We start from the raw sequence: 16,724 nt of genomic DNA, 5'->3' as shown, positions 1-16,724 counted from the left end.
CCCTGTGAGAGGATTACACGGGAGTCCGCAGGGCTTTTCTCTGCATGGTCTGGCTGATTGGATTTAGTTGAATCCATAAATTTTCTGAGTAATATTATATCCCAGGATTGACAGCTTTCTTCCGATCTTTCCGGGCAGGTTCATGGAGATGCCCAGGATCGTCCGATACCGGAATTTGAACCAGAGACCGGGATTGGAGGCCTTCAGATAGTCCCAGAGCTCCCGTTTCCATTGAAGATGTTCTTCCGTACCGGATTTGATGGCCAGAACGGAGGAAACCGTCATGATGATATTTAAATAGGAGCACATGTTTTTGCAGAGGGTTGCGTCTGTCATCAGGGGAGCGGACTGCTCCAGCGCATCGATCATCCGGTAAGTAACACGGAACTGCTGATCCAGGCGGGAGATCATGACCTGTTCGTTGACGGACTGATCTTCTCTTCCGATAAAATAATGATAAAAATCCACATCCAGATAGTAAATGCTCTGAACATAAGGCATGGGTTCAAATACGAACAAATTGTCCACATAAAAGGTCTTTTTCGGAAGCTCCATGCCGGAGAGGTGGAGCACCTTTGTCCGATAGATCACCGAATGCATTAAAATATAGGTGGTGGGAGGAAGAGGCTTTACCTGTTCCCAGGAAAAGTAGGTATCGACCGGGAAATAGTTCCGGTACTGCATAACTTTTTTGTGGACTGCACCCTGTTTGTCATATACATAGTTGGAGAGAATCAGATCCGGAAGCATGTCGTCCTGAACCGCTTTCCTGAGAAAGGCCAGGATCTTTTCGTAAGCCTCGAGATCTACCCAGTCATCGCTGTCAACAACCTTGAAGAACAGGCCGGTGGCATGCTTGATTCCGGTATTGACGGCTCCGCCGTGTCCGGCATTTTCCTGATGGATCGCACGGATGATTCCCGGGTGCTCCGCCTCCAGGCGGTCTGCAATGGCGGCAGTGTTGTCCCTGGAACCGTCATCGACGATCAGGATTTCCACATCATCACCGCCGGGCAGCAGTGATTCTACACAATGTTCCATATAGTCCTGTGAATTATAACAGGGTACGGCAATGGATAATAATTTCACGTTGAATACTCCTTATGAATTGGAATGAAATCCAGTTTATCTGTCAAAATCCAGTATACCGCATCCTCCGGGAAACTGCAACTTATCTTATATTTTAAGAAAGAAAAGCATAAAAAATCATCTTGCTGGTCATATCAGTTCGGCGTATAATGGGAGAAAAAAGGAGGAAAAGGGAGGAAAAACTATGTCCAATAAAACAAAAGGAATCCTGTGCATCATGACCTCGGCATTTTCCTGGGCAGTAATGGGGGTTTTTGTCCGGCTGGCCGGCGATGTACCATCTATGCAGAAGTGTCTGTTCCGGAATCTGGTATCGCTGTTTATGGCGGGAGGCCTGCTTCTGGTATCCAGAACAAGGGTGAAATTAAACGGAGGTGATGTAAAGTGGCTGATCCTGCGTTCTACCTTTGGAAGCATTGGCCTGCTGGCAAATTTTTATGCGCTGGACCGCATGATGGTGGCAGATGCGAACATGCTTAACAAGCTGTCCCCCTTCTTTACGGTGCTTGTGTCCGTATTCTTATTAAAGGAGGCCATTAAGATCCCGCAGATCCTGTGTATCGCGGCGGCTTTTTCAGGAGCCCTGTTTATCATTAAGCCGGGGGCGTCGTCCATGCCGCTGTTTCCTGCCATCATCGGCGTGATCGGCGGAGCAGGAGCCGGAACGGCATACAGTACGGTCCGTCTTTTACAGAAGCGTGGTGTACCCGGTCCGTTTATCGTCTTTTTCTTTTCAGCCTTTTCTACCGTGATTCTGCTGCCATATGTACTGACCAGATATTCTCCCATGACGGCAGTACAGACCGGATATCTGCTGCTGGCCGGTGTTTTTGCGGCAGCAGGTCAGTTTGCGATCACGGCGGCCTATCGGTTTGCACCGGCCAGGGAGATTTCTATTTATGATTATTCACAGATCATTTTCTCGACATTGCTGGGGATGATCTTTCTCCATCAGTTCCCGGATAAATGGAGCTATCTGGGTTATGTGATCATCATCGGTGCATCTGTGGCAATGTTTCTTTACAACGGAAAAAAAGCAAAAGAAGTGGACAGTCAGAGCAGAAAATGATATACTTTATGTAAGTATGTTTAGATATTACAAGGAGGAACTGTAATGAATACGTTGGAACTGAAAAAAATGGCCAATGAAGTTCGCAAGGGCATTATAACATCTGTTCACAGTGCCAAGGCCGGCCATCCAGGTGGATCTCTTTCCGCAGCTGACATTTTTACTTACTTATATTTTGAAGAGCTGAATATCGATCCGAAAGATCCCAAGAAGCCGGATCGTGATCGTTTCGTTCTTTCCAAGGGTCATACGGCTCCTGGTTATTATGCAGCCATGGCGCACAGAGGGTTCTTCCCTGTGGAAGATCTTGTAACCCTCCGTCACATCGGTTCTTATTTACAGGGACATCCCTGTATGCAGCATATTCCTGGCGTTGATATGTCCAGCGGTTCTTTAGGACAGGGCATTTCTGCTGCTGTAGGTATGGCAATCTCCGCAAAGCTTTTCGGTGACGATTATCGTGTATACACCCTGCTGGGTGACGGCGAGCTTCAGGAAGGCCAGGTATGGGAGGCTTCCATGCTGGCTGCACACAGAAAGCTGGACAACCTGGTTGTGATCGTGGATAACAACGGTCTCCAGATCGATGGCAATATCGCAGATGTAAACTCTCCTTATCCCATTGATAAGAAGTTTGAAGCATTCAATTTCCATGTAATTAACATTGACGGTCATGACTTTGACCAGATCCGCGCAGCGTTTGATGAGGCAAAGACTGTAAAGGGACAGCCCACCGCGATCATCGCAAAGACCGTAAAGGGCAAGGGCGTATCCTTCATGGAGAACCAGGCGTCCTGGCATGGAACTGCTCCCAACGATGAGCAGTATGCAGTCGCAATGGCAGATTTGGAGAAAGTAGGTGAAGCGTTATGTCAGAAGTAAAGAAGATCGCAACAAGAGAAAGCTACGGCAAAGCTCTGGCAGAGCTTGGAGCCGAATATGAGAACCTGGTCGTGCTGGATGCCGACCTGGCAGGCGCTACAAAGACTGCTGTATTTAAGAAAGCATTTCCGGAGCGTCATATTGACTGCGGTATCGCAGAGGGAAATATGATGGGTGTGGCAGCAGGTCTTGCTACTACCGGAAAGATCCCCTTTGCAAGCTCTTTCGCTATGTTCGCAGCAGGACGTGCCTTTGAGCAGATCCGCAACTCCATCGGATATCCCCATCTGAACGTAAAGATCGGAGCAACTCATGCCGGTATTTCGGTAGGTGAGGACGGTGCAACCCATCAGTGCAACGAGGATATTGCTCTGATGAGAACAATTCCCGGTATGGTTGTGATCTCTCCCGCAGATGATGTGGAAGCAAGAGCAGCCGTTCGTGCCGCTGTGGAATATGAGGGTCCTGTATACTTACGGTTTGGCCGTCTTGCCGTTCCGGTAATCCATGACGAAGCTTCTTACAAATTTGAGATCGGCAAGGGTGTTGTTGAGCGCGAAGGCAAGGATGTGACCATTGTGACAACCGGCCTGTGCGTAAGTGAATCTCTGGAAGCCGCTGCAAAGCTGGCGGAAGAGGGCATCGATGCAAAGGTGATCAATATCCATACCATTAAGCCCATTGATGAGGAACTGATCCTGGCGGCTGCCAAGGAGACCGGAAAGATTGTAACGGTTGAGGAGCATTCCGTGATCGGCGGTCTTGGAAGTGCTGTATGTGATGTTCTTTCCGAGAAGCTTCCCACCAGGGTTATGAAGATCGGTATCAATGATACTTACGGAGAATCCGGTCCTGCAAAGGAACTGATCAAGAAATACGGCCTTGACAGCGAAAGCATCGCGGCAAGGGTAAAGGACTTCGTAAAATAAAATTCCTGAAAGGGAAACAGATCCTTAAAACAGAATCCTGCGGTGCGGACGGAAAAATTGCAGATGTACCGCAGAATTTTGTTCCGCTGAAAAATAAATGCGAAAAATGTATTTTTTAAGATACTTGTTTGACATTCCTATTGTGGAAATTGTATAATAGAAAAGATGACTAGTTAAAAATTTTCATTTTAACTTTATATACTTAGAGGAGGATTATATCTATGGGAAGAAAAATGAAAACCATGGATGGTAACCACGCAGCAGCGTATGCTTCCTACGCATACACAGACGTGGCAGCCATCTACCCCATCACCCCTTCATCTCCGATGGCAGAAGCTACGGATGAATGGGCAACCCAGGGCAAGCTCAACATGTTCGGCCAGACTGTAAAGATGGCTGAGATGCAGTCCGAGGCTGGTGCAGCAGGTGCTGTACACGGATCTCTGGCAGCAGGTGCCCTGACAACTACCTACACCGCATCCCAGGGTCTGCTCTTAATGATCCCCAACCTGTACAAGGTTGCCGGCGAGCTGCTTCCCGGTGTATTCAACGTATCTGCCCGTGCACTTGCAAGCCACGCGCTGTCCATCTTCGGTGATCATTCCGATATTTATGCCTGTCGTCAGACCGGTGTGGCAATGCTCTGCGAAGGCAGCGTACAGGAGGTTATGGACTTAACTCCCGTTGCTCACTGTGCAGCAATCAAGGGTCGTGTTCCTTTCATCAACTTCTTCGATGGTTTCCGTACTTCTCACGAGTACCAGAAGATCGAGGTATGGGATGATGAAGATCTGAAGGATATGGTAGATATGGATGCAGTTGATGCGTTCAGACGCCGTGCGCTGAACCCCGAGCATCCCTGCCAGAGAGGTTCTGCTCAGAACCCCGATATCTTCTTCCAGGCAAGAGAAGCATGCAACTCCTACTACAATGCACTTCCTGCAATCGTAGAAGAGAAGATGGCTCTCGTAAACGAGAAGCTGGGAACAGATTATCAGTTATTCAACTACTATGGTGCTCCCGATGCTGAGCAGGTTATCATCGCTATGGGTTCCGTATGCGAAACCATCAAAGAGACCATTGATTTCTTAAATGCACAGGGCCAGAAGGTTGGTCTTGTAATCGTTCGTCTGTACAGACCTTTCGTAGCAGAGAAGCTGGTTGCAGCAATCCCTGAGACCGTTAAGAAGATCTCCGTACTTGACAGAACTAAGGAGCCCGGCGCTATGGGCGAGCCTCTCTACCTGGATGTAGTAGCAGCTCTCCGTGACACCAAGTTCCACAACGTTCCGATCTACACCGGCCGTTACGGCTTAGGCTCCAAGGATACCACTCCTGCACAGATCGTTGCTGTATACAACAACACCGAGAAGAAGGTATTCACCATCGGTATCGTTGATGATGTAACCAATCTGTCCCTGCCTGTAGGCGAGGAAATCGCAGTTGCTCCCGAAGGAACCATCAGCTGTAAGTTCTGGGGTCTTGGTGCAGACGGTACCGTAGGTGCTAACAAGAACTCCATCAAGATCATCGGTGACAACACCGATATGTATGCTCAGGCATATTTTGATTATGACTCCAAGAAGTCCGGCGGTGTTACCATTTCCCATCTGAGATTTGGTAAAGACCCGATCCGTTCCACATACCTGATCAGCAAGGCTGATTTTGTAGCATGCCATAACCCTGCATACTTAAGAAAGTACAACATGGTACAGGATCTGAAGGACGGCGGTACCTTCCTTCTGAACTGCTCCTGGGATATGGAAGGCCTTGAAGAGCATCTGCCCGGACAGGCTAAGAAGTATATTGCTGATCACAACATCAAGATGTATGTAATCGATGGTGTTAAGATCGGTATCGAGACCGGTATGGGTGCTACCCGTATCAATACCATCCTTCAGTCTGCATTCTTCAAGCTGGCTGCTATCATCCCCGAGGCTGAGGCTATCGATCTGATGAAGGCTGCTGCAAAGGCTACATACGGACGTAAGGGTGATGATGTTGTTCAGAAGAACTGGGCAGCTATTGAAGAAGGCGCTAAGCAGATTCACCAGATCGAAGTTCCTGAGAGCTGGAAGAATGCTGAGTACGAAGATCTTTCCGAGCAGGTACCCGAAGGCGGAAGAGCTGATGTTGAGAAGTTCGTAAAGACCATTCAGCAGAGCGTATCCGCACAGGAAGGCAACAAGCTGCCTGTATCCGCATTCACCGATTATGTAGATGGTTCTACTCCTTCCGGTGCTGCCGCATACGAGAAGCGTGGTGTTGCAGTTAACATTCCTGTATGGAATCCTGAAAACTGTATCCAGTGTAACTTCTGTTCTTATGTTTGCCCTCATGCAGCAATCCGTCCGGTAGCTATGACTGCAGAAGAAGCTGCAGCAGCTCCTGCTGAGATGAAGAAAGTGCCCATGACCGGCATGAAGGAACTGACCTTCGCTATGACTGTTGATGCTCTTGACTGCTTAGGCTGCGGTTCCTGTGCAGTTGTCTGCCCCGGCAAGAAGGGTGCCAAGGCTCTTACCATGGAACCCCTGGAAGCAAACCTCGACGAGCAGAAGGGATTCGAGTATGGCCTGAAGCTGCCTAAGAAGCCCGAAGTTATCGCAAAATTCAAAGAGAATACCGTTAAGGGAAGCCAGTTCAAGCAGCCTCTGCTTGAGTTCTCCGGCGCATGCGCAGGCTGTGGCGAGACCCCTTACGCAAAACTGATCACTCAGCTGTTTGGTGACAGAATGTATATTGCAAACGCAACCGGATGCTCCTCCATCTGGGGTAACTCTTCACCCAGCACACCTTACACTGTAACACCCGAAGGCAAGGGTCCGGCTTGGTCCAACTCCCTGTTTGAGGATGCTGCTGAGTTTGGTTATGGTATGAGCCTGGCTCAGAGCGCTATGAGAGATACTCTGAAGTCCAAGGTTGAGGATCTGGTAGCAAACTCCGATAAGGAAGATGTAAAGGCAGCTGGTCAGGAATGGCTGGATACCTTCGGCGTAGGTGCTCTCAACGGTGCAGCTACCGATAAGCTGGTAGCAGCTCTGGAAGCATGCGGCTGTGACAAGGCTCAGGATATCCTGAAGGATAAGGACTTCCTGGCTAAGAAGTCTCAGTGGATCTTCGGTGGTGACGGCTGGGCATACGACATCGGCTTCGGTGGTGTTGACCATGTTCTTGCAAGCAAGAAGGATATCAACATCATGGTATTCGATACCGAGGTTTACTCCAATACAGGCGGACAGTCCTCCAAGTCCACACCTACCGGTGCAATCGCGAAGTTTGCAGCAGGTGGTAAAGAGGTAAAGAAGAAGGATCTGGCTTCTATCGCAATGAGCTATGGCTATGTATACGTTGCTCAGATCGCTATGGGCGCTGATATGAATCAGTGTGTTAAGGCTCTGGCAGAAGCAGAAGCTTATCCGGGACCTTCCCTGGTAATCGCATACGCTCCTTGTATCAACCATGGTATCAAGGCTGGTATGGCAAAGGCTCAGCTTGAGGAGAAGGCAGCAGTTGAGGCAGGTTACTGGTTCAACTTCCGTTACAACCCCGAGCTGGCAGCAGAAGGCAAGCCCGCATTCAGCCTCGACAGCAAGGCTCCTACAGGCGATTACAAGGCCTTCCTGAACGGCGAAGTACGTTACAACTCCCTTGTACGTGCTAATCCGGAAAGAGCAGCTAAGCTCTTCGAGGAAGCTGAGGAGCAGTCCAAGGCTAAATACGCTCATCTTCAGAAGCTGGTAAAACTGTACGGTAGCGAGGATTGATCGCGAAAGCTTTGAGTAAAGCGAACGAATAGAAAATAAAAAGACACATCTGGAGGCAAATTTATTTGCCGAAAGGTGTGTCTTTTTTTTATGCGGGCATTCTACGTGTTTTAAATAAAAAGTACAGAACAAACATTCGGTTTTCTCTGTACTTTTTTCTGGTTGAATGATATACTGAACAAGTGACAATCCTAATAATAATGAGTGATTTATACACGGCAAAGAAGCCAGAAGCCGGAAGCCGACGCTGCTCATTGCCCATAATAAGACGCTGGCAACGCAGTTGTATGGGAAGTTTAAGGAAGATACTTTTTGGATGACACAAAAAGCAATGGCAGATTTATTTGAATGTACAACAGATAATATTCTTTACATTTGAAAAATATTTATAAAGAAGATTTTGATGAATTACTTGAACGCATTCGTGAAATCAGAGCCAGTGAACGCAGAGCCTATCAGAAAATTACAGATGTATTTGAACAGTGCAGTTATGATTATGACAAAAACAGTGAGATAACAAAAGCGTTTTACGCATTTGTTCAAAATAAACTTCACGTTGCTGTTATCGGGAAGACTGTGGAAGAATTGATATATGAGAATGTTGTCCAGAAGTAGAAATATAAAGGAGAGAATCTGTAATGGATCATTTTGAATTAGTTTCAGAATACAAGCCGACCGGTGACCAGCCACAGGCAATTGAGAAGCTGGTCCGCGGATTCCGGGAGGGAAATCAGTTTCAGACGCTTCTCGGTGTGACCGGGTCCGGAAAGACGTTTACCATGGCCAATGTGATCCAGCAGATCCAGAAGCCGACGCTGATCATTGCCCATAATAAGACGCTGGCGGCGCAGTTATATGGGGAGTTTAAGGAGTTTTTCCCTAATAATGCGGTCGAATATTTTGTCTCCTATTATGATTATTACCAGCCGGAGGCGTATGTGCCGTCAACAGATACGTATATCGAAAAGGATTCCTCTATCAATGATGAAATCGATAAGCTGCGTCATTCGGCGACGGCGGCGCTGTCAGAGCGGAGCGATGTGATCATCATTTCATCGGTGTCCTGTATCTATGGTCTGGGAAGTCCTATCGATTATAAAAACATGGTGATCTCTCTGCGGCCGGGAATGGAGAAAGAACGGGATGAGGTGGTCCGAAAACTGGTGGAGATCCAGTATAACCGGAGTGATATGGATTTCCGGCGCGGATCGTTCCGGGTGCGGGGCGATGTGCTGGAGGTGTTTCCGGCGTACAGTGACAGTGCGGCGTATCGGATCGAATTTTTCGGAGATGAGGTGGATCGGATCTCGGAGATCGATCCTCTGACGGGAGAGGCAAGAAGCCGTCTGGAGCATGTGGCAATCTTTCCGGCGTCCCATTATGTGGTACCGCGGGATAAGATGCTGGCAGCAACAGAAAGCATTGCGGCGGAGTTAAAGGAACGGATTGCATATTTTCGCAGCGAGGACAAGCTTCTGGAGGCTCAGAGGATCATGGAGCGGACCAATTATGATATCGAGATGATGCGGGAGACCGGCTTCTGCTCCGGCATTGAGAATTACTCCCGTCATCTGACGGGGCAGATACCGGGACAGCCGCCCTGCACGCTGTTTGACTATTTCCCGGATGATTTTCTGATCATGATCGATGAGTCGCATATAACAGTTCCGCAGATCCGCGGGATGTATGTGGGAGACCGGTCAAGGAAAAACACACTGGTGGAGTATGGATTCCGGCTTCCATCAGCGCTGGATAACCGGCCTCTGAATTTTTCAGAGTTTGAGGAACGGATCGACCAGCTGCTGTTTGTATCAGCGACGCCGGGACCTTATGAGGAGGAGCATGAGCTTCTTCGTGCGGAACAGATCATCCGACCCACCGGACTTCTGGATCCGGCGGTGGAGGTGCGTCCCGTGACCGGGCAGATTGATGACCTGATTTCGGAGGTCAACAAAGAAGTAGAAAAAGGAAATAAGATTCTGGTCACCACGCTGACAAAACGCATGGCGGAGGATCTGACTGATTATATGAGGGAGGTCGGAATCCGGGTAAAATATCTCCATTCCGATATTGATACCCTGGAGCGAAGCGAGATCATTCGTGACATGCGGCTGGATCTTTTTGATGTGCTGGTGGGGATCAATCTGCTTCGTGAGGGACTGGATATTCCGGAGATCAGTCTGGTGGCGATTCTGGATGCAGATAAGGAGGGCTTCCTCCGATCGGAGACATCGCTGATTCAGACCATCGGCCGTGCCGCGAGAAATTCGGAGGGACATGTGATCATGTACGCCGATACCATGACGGATTCCATGCGTGTAGCAATCGACGAGACAGAACGGAGGCGGAAGATCCAGCAGGCTTATAATGAAGCGCACGGGATCACGCCCATGACGATCAAGAAGGCGGTCCGTGATCTGATCAGTATTTCCAAGGCGGAGGAAGAGGATCAGCCGAAGCGCCTGAAATTGAAGAAGGATCCGGAGTCCATGAGCGAGAAAGAGCTGATGGCGCTGATCGGCGAGGTTCAGAAGAAGATGCAGAAGGCAGCGGCGGAGCTGAACTTTGAGCAGGCGGCCGTGCTGCGGGATCAGATGATGGAATTAAAAAAACAGCTTTATGAGAAATAGGAGTATAGAGAAAAACCATGGCAGAACAGAAATACATCAGGATCAGAGGTGCCAACGAGCATAATCTTAAAAATATTTCTCTGGATATCCCCAGAGATCGGTTTGTGGTACTGACAGGACTCAGTGGCTCCGGAAAATCCTCCCTGGCTTTTGATACGATTTATGCAGAAGGACAGCGGCGTTATATGGAATCCCTGTCATCTTATGCACGACAGTTCCTGGGACAGATGGAAAAACCGGAGGTAGAAAGCATTGAGGGTCTTTCTCCGGCTATCTCCATTGACCAGAAATCAACCAATCGAAATCCCAGATCCACTGTGGGAACGGTGACTGAGATCTATGATTATTTCCGTCTGCTGTATGCAAGAATTGGGATTCCGCATTGTCCCAAGTGCGGACGGGAGATCAAAAAGCAGACCATTGATCAGATGGTGGATCAGATCCTGGCACTGCCGGAGCGGTCAAAGCTCCAGATTCTGGCACCGGTGGTTCGAGGGCGAAAGGGGCGACATGAAAAGGTTCTGGATCAGGCAAAGCGCAGTGGATTTGTCCGGGTCCGGGTTGACGGAAATCTCTATGAACTGTCTGAGGAGATCATTCTGGATAAAAACATGAAGCATAACATTGAGATCGTGGTGGACCGTCTGGTGGTGAAGCCGGGGATCGAGAAGCGCCTGACCGACTCTATTGAGACAGCGCTCCAGCTTTCTGATGGACTGATGCAGGTGGATGTGAATGGGGAAGAGATTCTGACCTTCAGCCAGAGCTTTTCCTGTCCGGACTGCGGAATCAGCATTGAAGAGGTAGAACCGAGAAGCTTTTCCTTTAACAATCCCTTTGGCGCCTGCCCGGAATGCTCCGGTCTCGGCTACAAGATGGAGTTTGATGAGGATCTGATGATACCGGATAAGACCAGAAGTATCAACGAGGGAGCCATTGCGGTCTGCGGCTGGCAGTCCTGCGTGACAAAGGGAAGCTTCAGTCGGGCGATTCTGGAGGCACTTTGCAAAGAGTATGACTTTGATCTGGATACACCGTTTCAGGATTATCCCCAAAAGATCCATGATATTCTGATTCATGGTACGGACGGCCATGAGGTCAAGGTATATTATAAGGGACAGCGCGGAGAGGGAATTTATCCGGTGGCCTTCGAGGGGCTGATCCGGAACGTGGAACGGCGTTATCGGGAAACCGCATCAGAGACTGTCAAGGCAGAGTATGAGACGTTTATGCGGATCACGCCCTGTAAGGTCTGTGGCGGACGGCGTCTGAAGCAGAGCTCTCTGGCAGTGACCGTCTGTGATAAAAATATTTATGAGATCACATCCATGTCGGTTGGAGATCTGAAGCTCTTTATGGAGCATATTGAGGAGAAGCTGACACCGGTTCAGATTTCCATCGGACGGCTGGTGCTGCGGGAGATCCGCGCCAGAGTGGGATTCTTGGTGGATGTGGGGCTGGATTATCTGTCTCTTTCCCGCGCCACGGCGACTCTTTCCGGCGGTGAGGCGCAGCGGATCCGTCTGGCGACCCAGATTGGCTCCGGTCTGGTTGGGGTTGCCTATATTCTTGATGAGCCAAGCATCGGGCTTCATCAGCGGGACAACGATAAGCTCCTGGCAACGCTGATGCATCTGAGAGACCTGGGAAACAGTGTACTGGTGGTGGAGCATGATGAGGACACTATGCGCGCGGCAGACTGTATTGTGGATATTGGCCCCGGAGCCGGGGAGCACGGAGGAGAGGTGGTGGCTGTTGGTACGGCTGAGGAGATCATGGCCTGTGACCGTTCCATCACAGGTGCCTATCTGAGCGGCAGAAGAAAGATCCCGGTTCCGGAGACCAGGAGAAAGCCGAAGGGCTTTTTGACGGTAAAAGGCGCAGCGGAAAATAACTTAAAAAACATTGATGTGAAGATTCCACTGGGGATTTTTACCTGTGTGACCGGTGTATCCGGTTCGGGAAAGTCGTCTCTGGTCAATGAAATCCTTTATAAATCGCTGGCGAAAAAGCTGAACCGGGCGCGGACAATCCCAGGAAGGCATAAGGAGATCCTAGGGACGGAGCAGCTTGACAAAATCATTGCTATTGATCAGTCGCCTATCGGACGGACGCCACGGTCTAATCCGGCGACCTATACCGGTGTGTTTGATATGATTCGTGATCTGTTTGCATCAACAACGGATGCCAAGGCCAGAGGCTACCAAAAGGGCAGGTTCAGCTTTAATGTGAAGGGCGGCCGGTGCGAGGCCTGCGGCGGGGATGGAATCCTGAAAATCGAAATGCATTTCCTTCCCGATGTTTATGTGCCCTGTGAGGTCTGCGGCGGCAAACGTTACAACCGGGAAACGCTGGAAGTGAAATATAAGGGAAAGAGTATTTATGATGTACTGGATATGACCGTGGAGGAGGCACTGACCTTTTTTGAGAACGTGCCGTCGATCAAACGGAAGATCGAAACGCTCTATGATGTAGGACTCTCTTATCTGAAGCTGGGACAGCCGTCCACAACGCTTTCCGGCGGTGAGGCACAGCGGATCAAGCTGGCAACGGAGCTTTCCAGACGGGATACGGGAAAAACCATTTACATTCTGGATGAGCCGACTACTGGACTTCATTTTGCGGATGTTCATAAGCTGGTTGAAATTCTCCAGCGTTTATGCGAAAATGGGAATACGGTGATCGTGATCGAGCATAATCTGGACGTGATCAAAACGGCCGATTATCTTATTGATATGGGGCCTGAGGGCGGCGATAAGGGAGGTACAGTGATCGCTCAGGGTACACCGGAGGAGGTTGCCGAAAACCCGATATCTTATACGGGAAGATATGTAAAAAAATATCTGCGGTAAGAGAAGCACAAAAGAATCGAAACGAAAAGAACCGAAACGAAAAGAAGGAGACAGTATGCGTTTTATATTGGTGAGACATGGGGAAACTCCATGGAATGTGACAGGACAGTATCAGGGACAGGCGGATATCCCGCTTTCCGAGCATGGACGGGCGCAGGCGGAGGCTCTCGGAAAACGGTTTGAGACCATTCATGTGGATGAGATCTTTGCTTCTCCGCTTCAGCGGGCCTATGATACGGCGCGCCCCATCTCAGAAGCAACCGGGCGGCCGATCCATGTGGTGGACGCCTTAAAGGAGCTGGATTTCGGCCAGTGGGATGGTCATACAAAGGAAGAAAATGCTGAGCTTTACGGTGAAGCATTTACCAATTATCGAATCGAGCCGTTTCATTATCCCATGTCGGGAGAGGGAACCTTAAATAAAGCAAAGCTCCGTGTCGGAGCAGCCATTGAGGAAATCAAGGAAACCTATCGTCATACGGATAAGACCATTGTGGTGGTGGCCCACGGCGGAATCCTGAAGCTGGTGATTTTTTATCTCATGGACATGACATCCAGACTGTACCGCTGCATTGAACTGGACAATACATCCTTGACCGTTATCGATATCGAAGAGGATCGGTGTATTCTGCGGACTCTTAATGATGCCCATCATCTGGATAATCTGAAAGGTTGATCAGCGCCGTTCGTTGACAAGAGCCGGATCTGCTTTTATAATGAAAGAAACTGTGCTGATGGATCATGCATGGTTTTGAAAATGGGAAATGGGAACTGAGCCCAATCGGGAACCAGTTCCAGCTGGACAGGAGGAACGGTTATGGGATTTTTTGATACATTGAGTGAGACAGTTGCCAATACAGGCCGTGTGCTGGGAAATAAGACGAAGGAGGTCGCTGGCTCCACAAAGCTCAGTTTCCAGATCACTCAGGAGGAAACAAAGCTCAGGAAAGCTTATGCGGCCCTCGGCGAAGCATATTATAAGGATCATTGCGGGGATATGCCGGAGACTTATGCAATTCTGGCGGCAGATGTAGCGGAGGCCAGGGAACGCCTGGAACGCCTGACCCGTGACAAACAGATCTTAAAGAATCAGAAGCGCTGCACAAGCTGCGGGGCATGGATGGCAAACGAGGATCGGTTCTGCGGTAAGTGCGGGGCGGAAAATGAAATACTGAAAAATGATCCGGAGCCGGAAACAGCCAGAGAAGCAGTGACAGAAGAAATCTTCGAGGAAGAAGAGCCTAAAACAGAGACAGTTCAGGAAGAGACCACAGCACCGGAAGAAGCTGCGGCAGAGGAGATGGAGTGTCCTTCCTGTCATGCATCTGTAAAAGCAGGATTATTCTACTGTCCGGAATGCGGACAGAAGTTATCATAAGAATCAATAACACAAGCAGGAGGAAATCTTTGTGAAAAAAGAGATGATTATCGTTCTGGACTTTGGCGGCCAGTATAACCAGCTGATCGCAAGAAGAGTCCGGGAATGCAGTGTATACTGCGAGGTTCACCCCTACACCATGGATCTGGAGAAGATCAAGGCCATGGAGCCCAAGGGTATTATCTTTACCGGCGGTCCCAACAGTGTTTACGGGGAGGATTCCCCCCATTGTTCCAGGGAACTGTATGAGCTTGGAATTCCGATCCTTGGAATCTGCTATGGTTCCCAGCTGATGGCGCACATGCTTGGCGGAAAGGTCGAGACAGCACCGGTAAGCGAGTATGGAAGGACAGAGGTTTCGGTGGAAAATGACAGCGTTCTGTTTGGTGATGTATCACCGAAAACGGTCTGCTGGATGAGCCATACCGATTACATTTCCCAGGCGCCGGAAGGATTTCGTGTAACGGCAAGTACTCCGGTCTGCCCGGTTGCGGCAATGGAATGTCCGGAAAAGAATTTTTATGCAGTCCAGTTTCATCCGGAGGTTATGCATACCGAAGAGGGAATGAAGATGCTTTCCAACTTTGTTTATAAGGTCTGCGGTTGCAGCGGTGACTGGAAGATGGGCTCCTTTGTTCAGGATACTATTCAGGCACTGCGGGAAAAGATCGGCGACGGCAAGGTACTCTGTGCTCTGTCCGGCGGTGTGGATTCCTCCGTGGCGGCTGTTCTGCTTTCCAAAGCCATCGGAAAGCAGCTGACCTGTGTATTTGTGGACCACGGCCTTCTCCGGAAGAACGAAGGAGACGAGGTGGAAGCCGTATTCGGCCCCAACGGACCGTATGAGTTAAACTTTATCCGCGTCAATGCCCAGGAGCGTTACTATGCGAAGCTGAAGGGTGTGACCGAACCGGAACAGAAGCGGAAGATCATCGGTGAGGAATTCATCCGTGTATTCGAGGAAGAGGCAAGAAAGATCGGCGCTGTGGATTATCTGGTTCAGGGAACTATTTATCCGGATGTGATCGAGAGCGGCCTCGGAAAGTCCGCGGTGATCAAATCCCACCACAACGTAGGAGGACTTCCCGATGTGGTAGATTTTAAGGAGATCATTGAACCCCTGCGTCTGCTATTCAAGGACGAAGTCCGTAAGGCAGGCCTGGAGCTTGGAATCCCCGAATATCTGGTTTACCGACAGCCCTTCCCCGGTCCCGGTCTGGGAATCCGTATCATCGGTGAAGTAACGGCAGAAAAGGTGAAGATCGTCCAGGAAGCCGATGCCATCTACCGTGAGGAGATCGCAAAAGCAGGCCTCGACCGCGGTCTGGGTCAGTATTTTGCAGCCCTGACCAATATGCGTTCTGTCGGTGTCATGGGTGATTTCCGAACCTATGATTATGCTGTGGCACTCCGCGCTGTCAACACCAGCGATTTCATGACTGCAGACGTTTCCGAGATTCCCTTCTCTGTTCTGACCCATGTGGCCAGCCGGATCGTCAACGAAGTGAAGGGTGTGAACCGTGTACTGTATGATCTGACCAGCAAACCGCCGGGAACGATTGAGTTTGAATAATAAAAATTTTCTGGAATCCCTTATAAACAGGGCATTTCAGGGCAGATAAAGTTCTGTTTGATAACAAAATGATAACACGAGAGATTTTGGCATTATTTATCCGGAATCTTGTGGTTATCAGGTAATATGCGTGAACCAACAAAAAGGTCTTACTGAATTGAGTGAAATCAATTTGGTAAGGCCTTTTTCGTTGGTTTTTTATTTGTCGTTTTTGGGATAATTATACCGCCACTGATCATATTCTTCCTGAGTGATTTCTCCGGATTTCAGCTTTTCAGCTTGTTCCTGCCATGAATGGAACATATCAAACATAGAAAGGTACCAGGTTTAGTGTTGATGCCAGCAATCGGTGCAACTGGGCTTGCAGGAGGAGCAGCAATCATAACAGCATTGACAGCTTTGGGACCAGGTGGAATATTAGGCGGTATAGTTACATTAGGTATAATGAATAATCTGTGCTCCAATGAGCCACCTGTCCGGCAAGCTTGAGCCACCATTCCGGATATGTGTGAGCCACTATTCCGGTCATAATGAGCCACTTCAGTTTTATAATAG

The 16,724-nt window shown here is 49.3% G+C and carries 10 protein-coding genes and 2 pseudogenes; 10 read left to right on the top strand and 2 right to left on the bottom strand.

What is annotated here, in order from left to right; translation table 11 throughout:
- Positions 1–63: 63 nt before the first annotated feature.
- Positions 64–1,089 carry a glycosyltransferase family 2 protein gene (locus ACTQ3K_RS11670; protein WP_441568038.1) on the bottom strand — a complete coding sequence of 342 codons (1,026 nt, stop codon included), beginning with the start codon at positions 1,087–1,089 and terminating at the stop codon, positions 64–66.
- Positions 1,090–1,273: 184 nt separating this feature from the next.
- Here ACTQ3K_RS11670 and ACTQ3K_RS11665 point away from each other — a divergent pair, with 184 nt between their 5' ends.
- From ACTQ3K_RS11665 to guaA, 10 genes and pseudogenes are all read left to right on the top strand, one after another.
- Entirely contained in the window at positions 1,274–2,158 is an 885-nt protein-coding gene (locus ACTQ3K_RS11665) for a DMT family transporter (protein ID WP_441568039.1), read from the top strand.
- A gap of 45 nt (positions 2,159–2,203) precedes the next feature.
- Entirely contained in the window at positions 2,204–3,040 is an 837-nt protein-coding gene (locus ACTQ3K_RS11660; RefSeq protein WP_441568040.1) for a transketolase, read from the top strand.
- On the top strand, positions 3,028–3,969 hold the full coding sequence (locus ACTQ3K_RS11655) for a transketolase family protein (protein ID WP_441568041.1): 942 nt from the start codon (positions 3,028–3,030) through the stop codon (positions 3,967–3,969). The genes ACTQ3K_RS11660 and ACTQ3K_RS11655 overlap by 13 nt, the downstream gene beginning before the upstream one ends.
- Positions 3,970–4,190: 221 nt before the next feature.
- On the top strand, positions 4,191–7,736 hold the full coding sequence (gene nifJ / locus ACTQ3K_RS11650; protein ID WP_441568042.1) for a pyruvate:ferredoxin (flavodoxin) oxidoreductase: 3,546 nt from the start codon (positions 4,191–4,193) through the stop codon (positions 7,734–7,736).
- A 390-nt stretch (positions 7,737–8,126) separates the two neighbouring features.
- A pseudogene (gene rhuM, locus ACTQ3K_RS11645) lies at positions 8,127–8,330 on the top strand (RhuM family protein); the annotation flags it as partial.
- Between the two features lie 44 nt (positions 8,331–8,374).
- The gene (gene uvrB / locus ACTQ3K_RS11640; protein ID WP_441568043.1) at positions 8,375–10,366 is read left to right on the top strand and encodes an excinuclease ABC subunit UvrB; all 1,992 of its coding nucleotides are present in this window, start codon (positions 8,375–8,377) and stop codon (positions 10,364–10,366) included.
- Between the two features lie 17 nt (positions 10,367–10,383).
- Positions 10,384–13,218, top strand: a complete 2,835-nt coding sequence (gene uvrA / locus ACTQ3K_RS11635) for an excinuclease ABC subunit UvrA (RefSeq protein ID WP_441568044.1) — start codon at positions 10,384–10,386, stop codon at positions 13,216–13,218.
- Positions 13,219–13,273: 55 nt separating this feature from the next.
- Positions 13,274–13,894, top strand: a complete 621-nt coding sequence (locus tag ACTQ3K_RS11630; protein ID WP_441568045.1) for a histidine phosphatase family protein — start codon at positions 13,274–13,276, stop codon at positions 13,892–13,894.
- Positions 13,895–14,035: 141 nt separating this feature from the next.
- The gene (locus tag ACTQ3K_RS11625) at positions 14,036–14,596 is read left to right on the top strand and encodes a hypothetical protein (RefSeq protein ID WP_441568046.1); all 561 of its coding nucleotides are present in this window, start codon (positions 14,036–14,038) and stop codon (positions 14,594–14,596) included.
- Between the two features lie 31 nt (positions 14,597–14,627).
- Entirely contained in the window at positions 14,628–16,169 is a 1,542-nt protein-coding gene (guaA, locus tag ACTQ3K_RS11620) for a glutamine-hydrolyzing GMP synthase (protein ID WP_441568047.1), read from the top strand.
- Between the two features lie 198 nt (positions 16,170–16,367).
- Here guaA and ACTQ3K_RS11615 read toward each other — a convergent pair.
- Positions 16,368–16,490, bottom strand: a pseudogene (locus ACTQ3K_RS11615) (helix-turn-helix domain-containing protein); the annotation flags it as partial.
- Between the last annotated feature and the right edge of the window lie 234 nt (positions 16,491–16,724).

Source organism: Candidatus Paralachnospira sp. LCP21S3_A2, assembly GCF_052118925.1.
Lineage (GTDB): Bacteria > Bacillota > Clostridia > Lachnospirales > Lachnospiraceae > Lientehia.
The sequence above is the reverse complement of the archived record's forward strand: the minus strand, read 5'-3'. Positions and strand labels throughout refer to the sequence as shown.

Excerpts from the sequence above, each read along its gene's own strand:
- ACTQ3K_RS11625 (WP_441568046.1), top strand. The coding sequence starts at position 14,036 with ATGGGATTTTTTGATACATTGAGTGAGACAGTTGCCAATACAGGCCGT.
- nifJ (WP_441568042.1), top strand. The coding sequence starts at position 4,191 with ATGGGAAGAAAAATGAAAACCATGGATGGTAACCACGCAGCAGCGTAT.
- uvrA (WP_441568044.1), top strand. The coding sequence starts at position 10,384 with ATGGCAGAACAGAAATACATCAGGATCAGAGGTGCCAACGAGCATAAT.
- ACTQ3K_RS11665 (WP_441568039.1), top strand. The coding sequence starts at position 1,274 with ATGTCCAATAAAACAAAAGGAATCCTGTGCATCATGACCTCGGCATTT.
- ACTQ3K_RS11630 (WP_441568045.1), top strand. The coding sequence starts at position 13,274 with ATGCGTTTTATATTGGTGAGACATGGGGAAACTCCATGGAATGTGACA.
- ACTQ3K_RS11660 (WP_441568040.1), top strand. The coding sequence starts at position 2,204 with ATGAATACGTTGGAACTGAAAAAAATGGCCAATGAAGTTCGCAAGGGC.
- ACTQ3K_RS11655 (WP_441568041.1), top strand. The coding sequence starts at position 3,028 with ATGTCAGAAGTAAAGAAGATCGCAACAAGAGAAAGCTACGGCAAAGCT.
- uvrB (WP_441568043.1), top strand. The coding sequence starts at position 8,375 with ATGGATCATTTTGAATTAGTTTCAGAATACAAGCCGACCGGTGACCAG.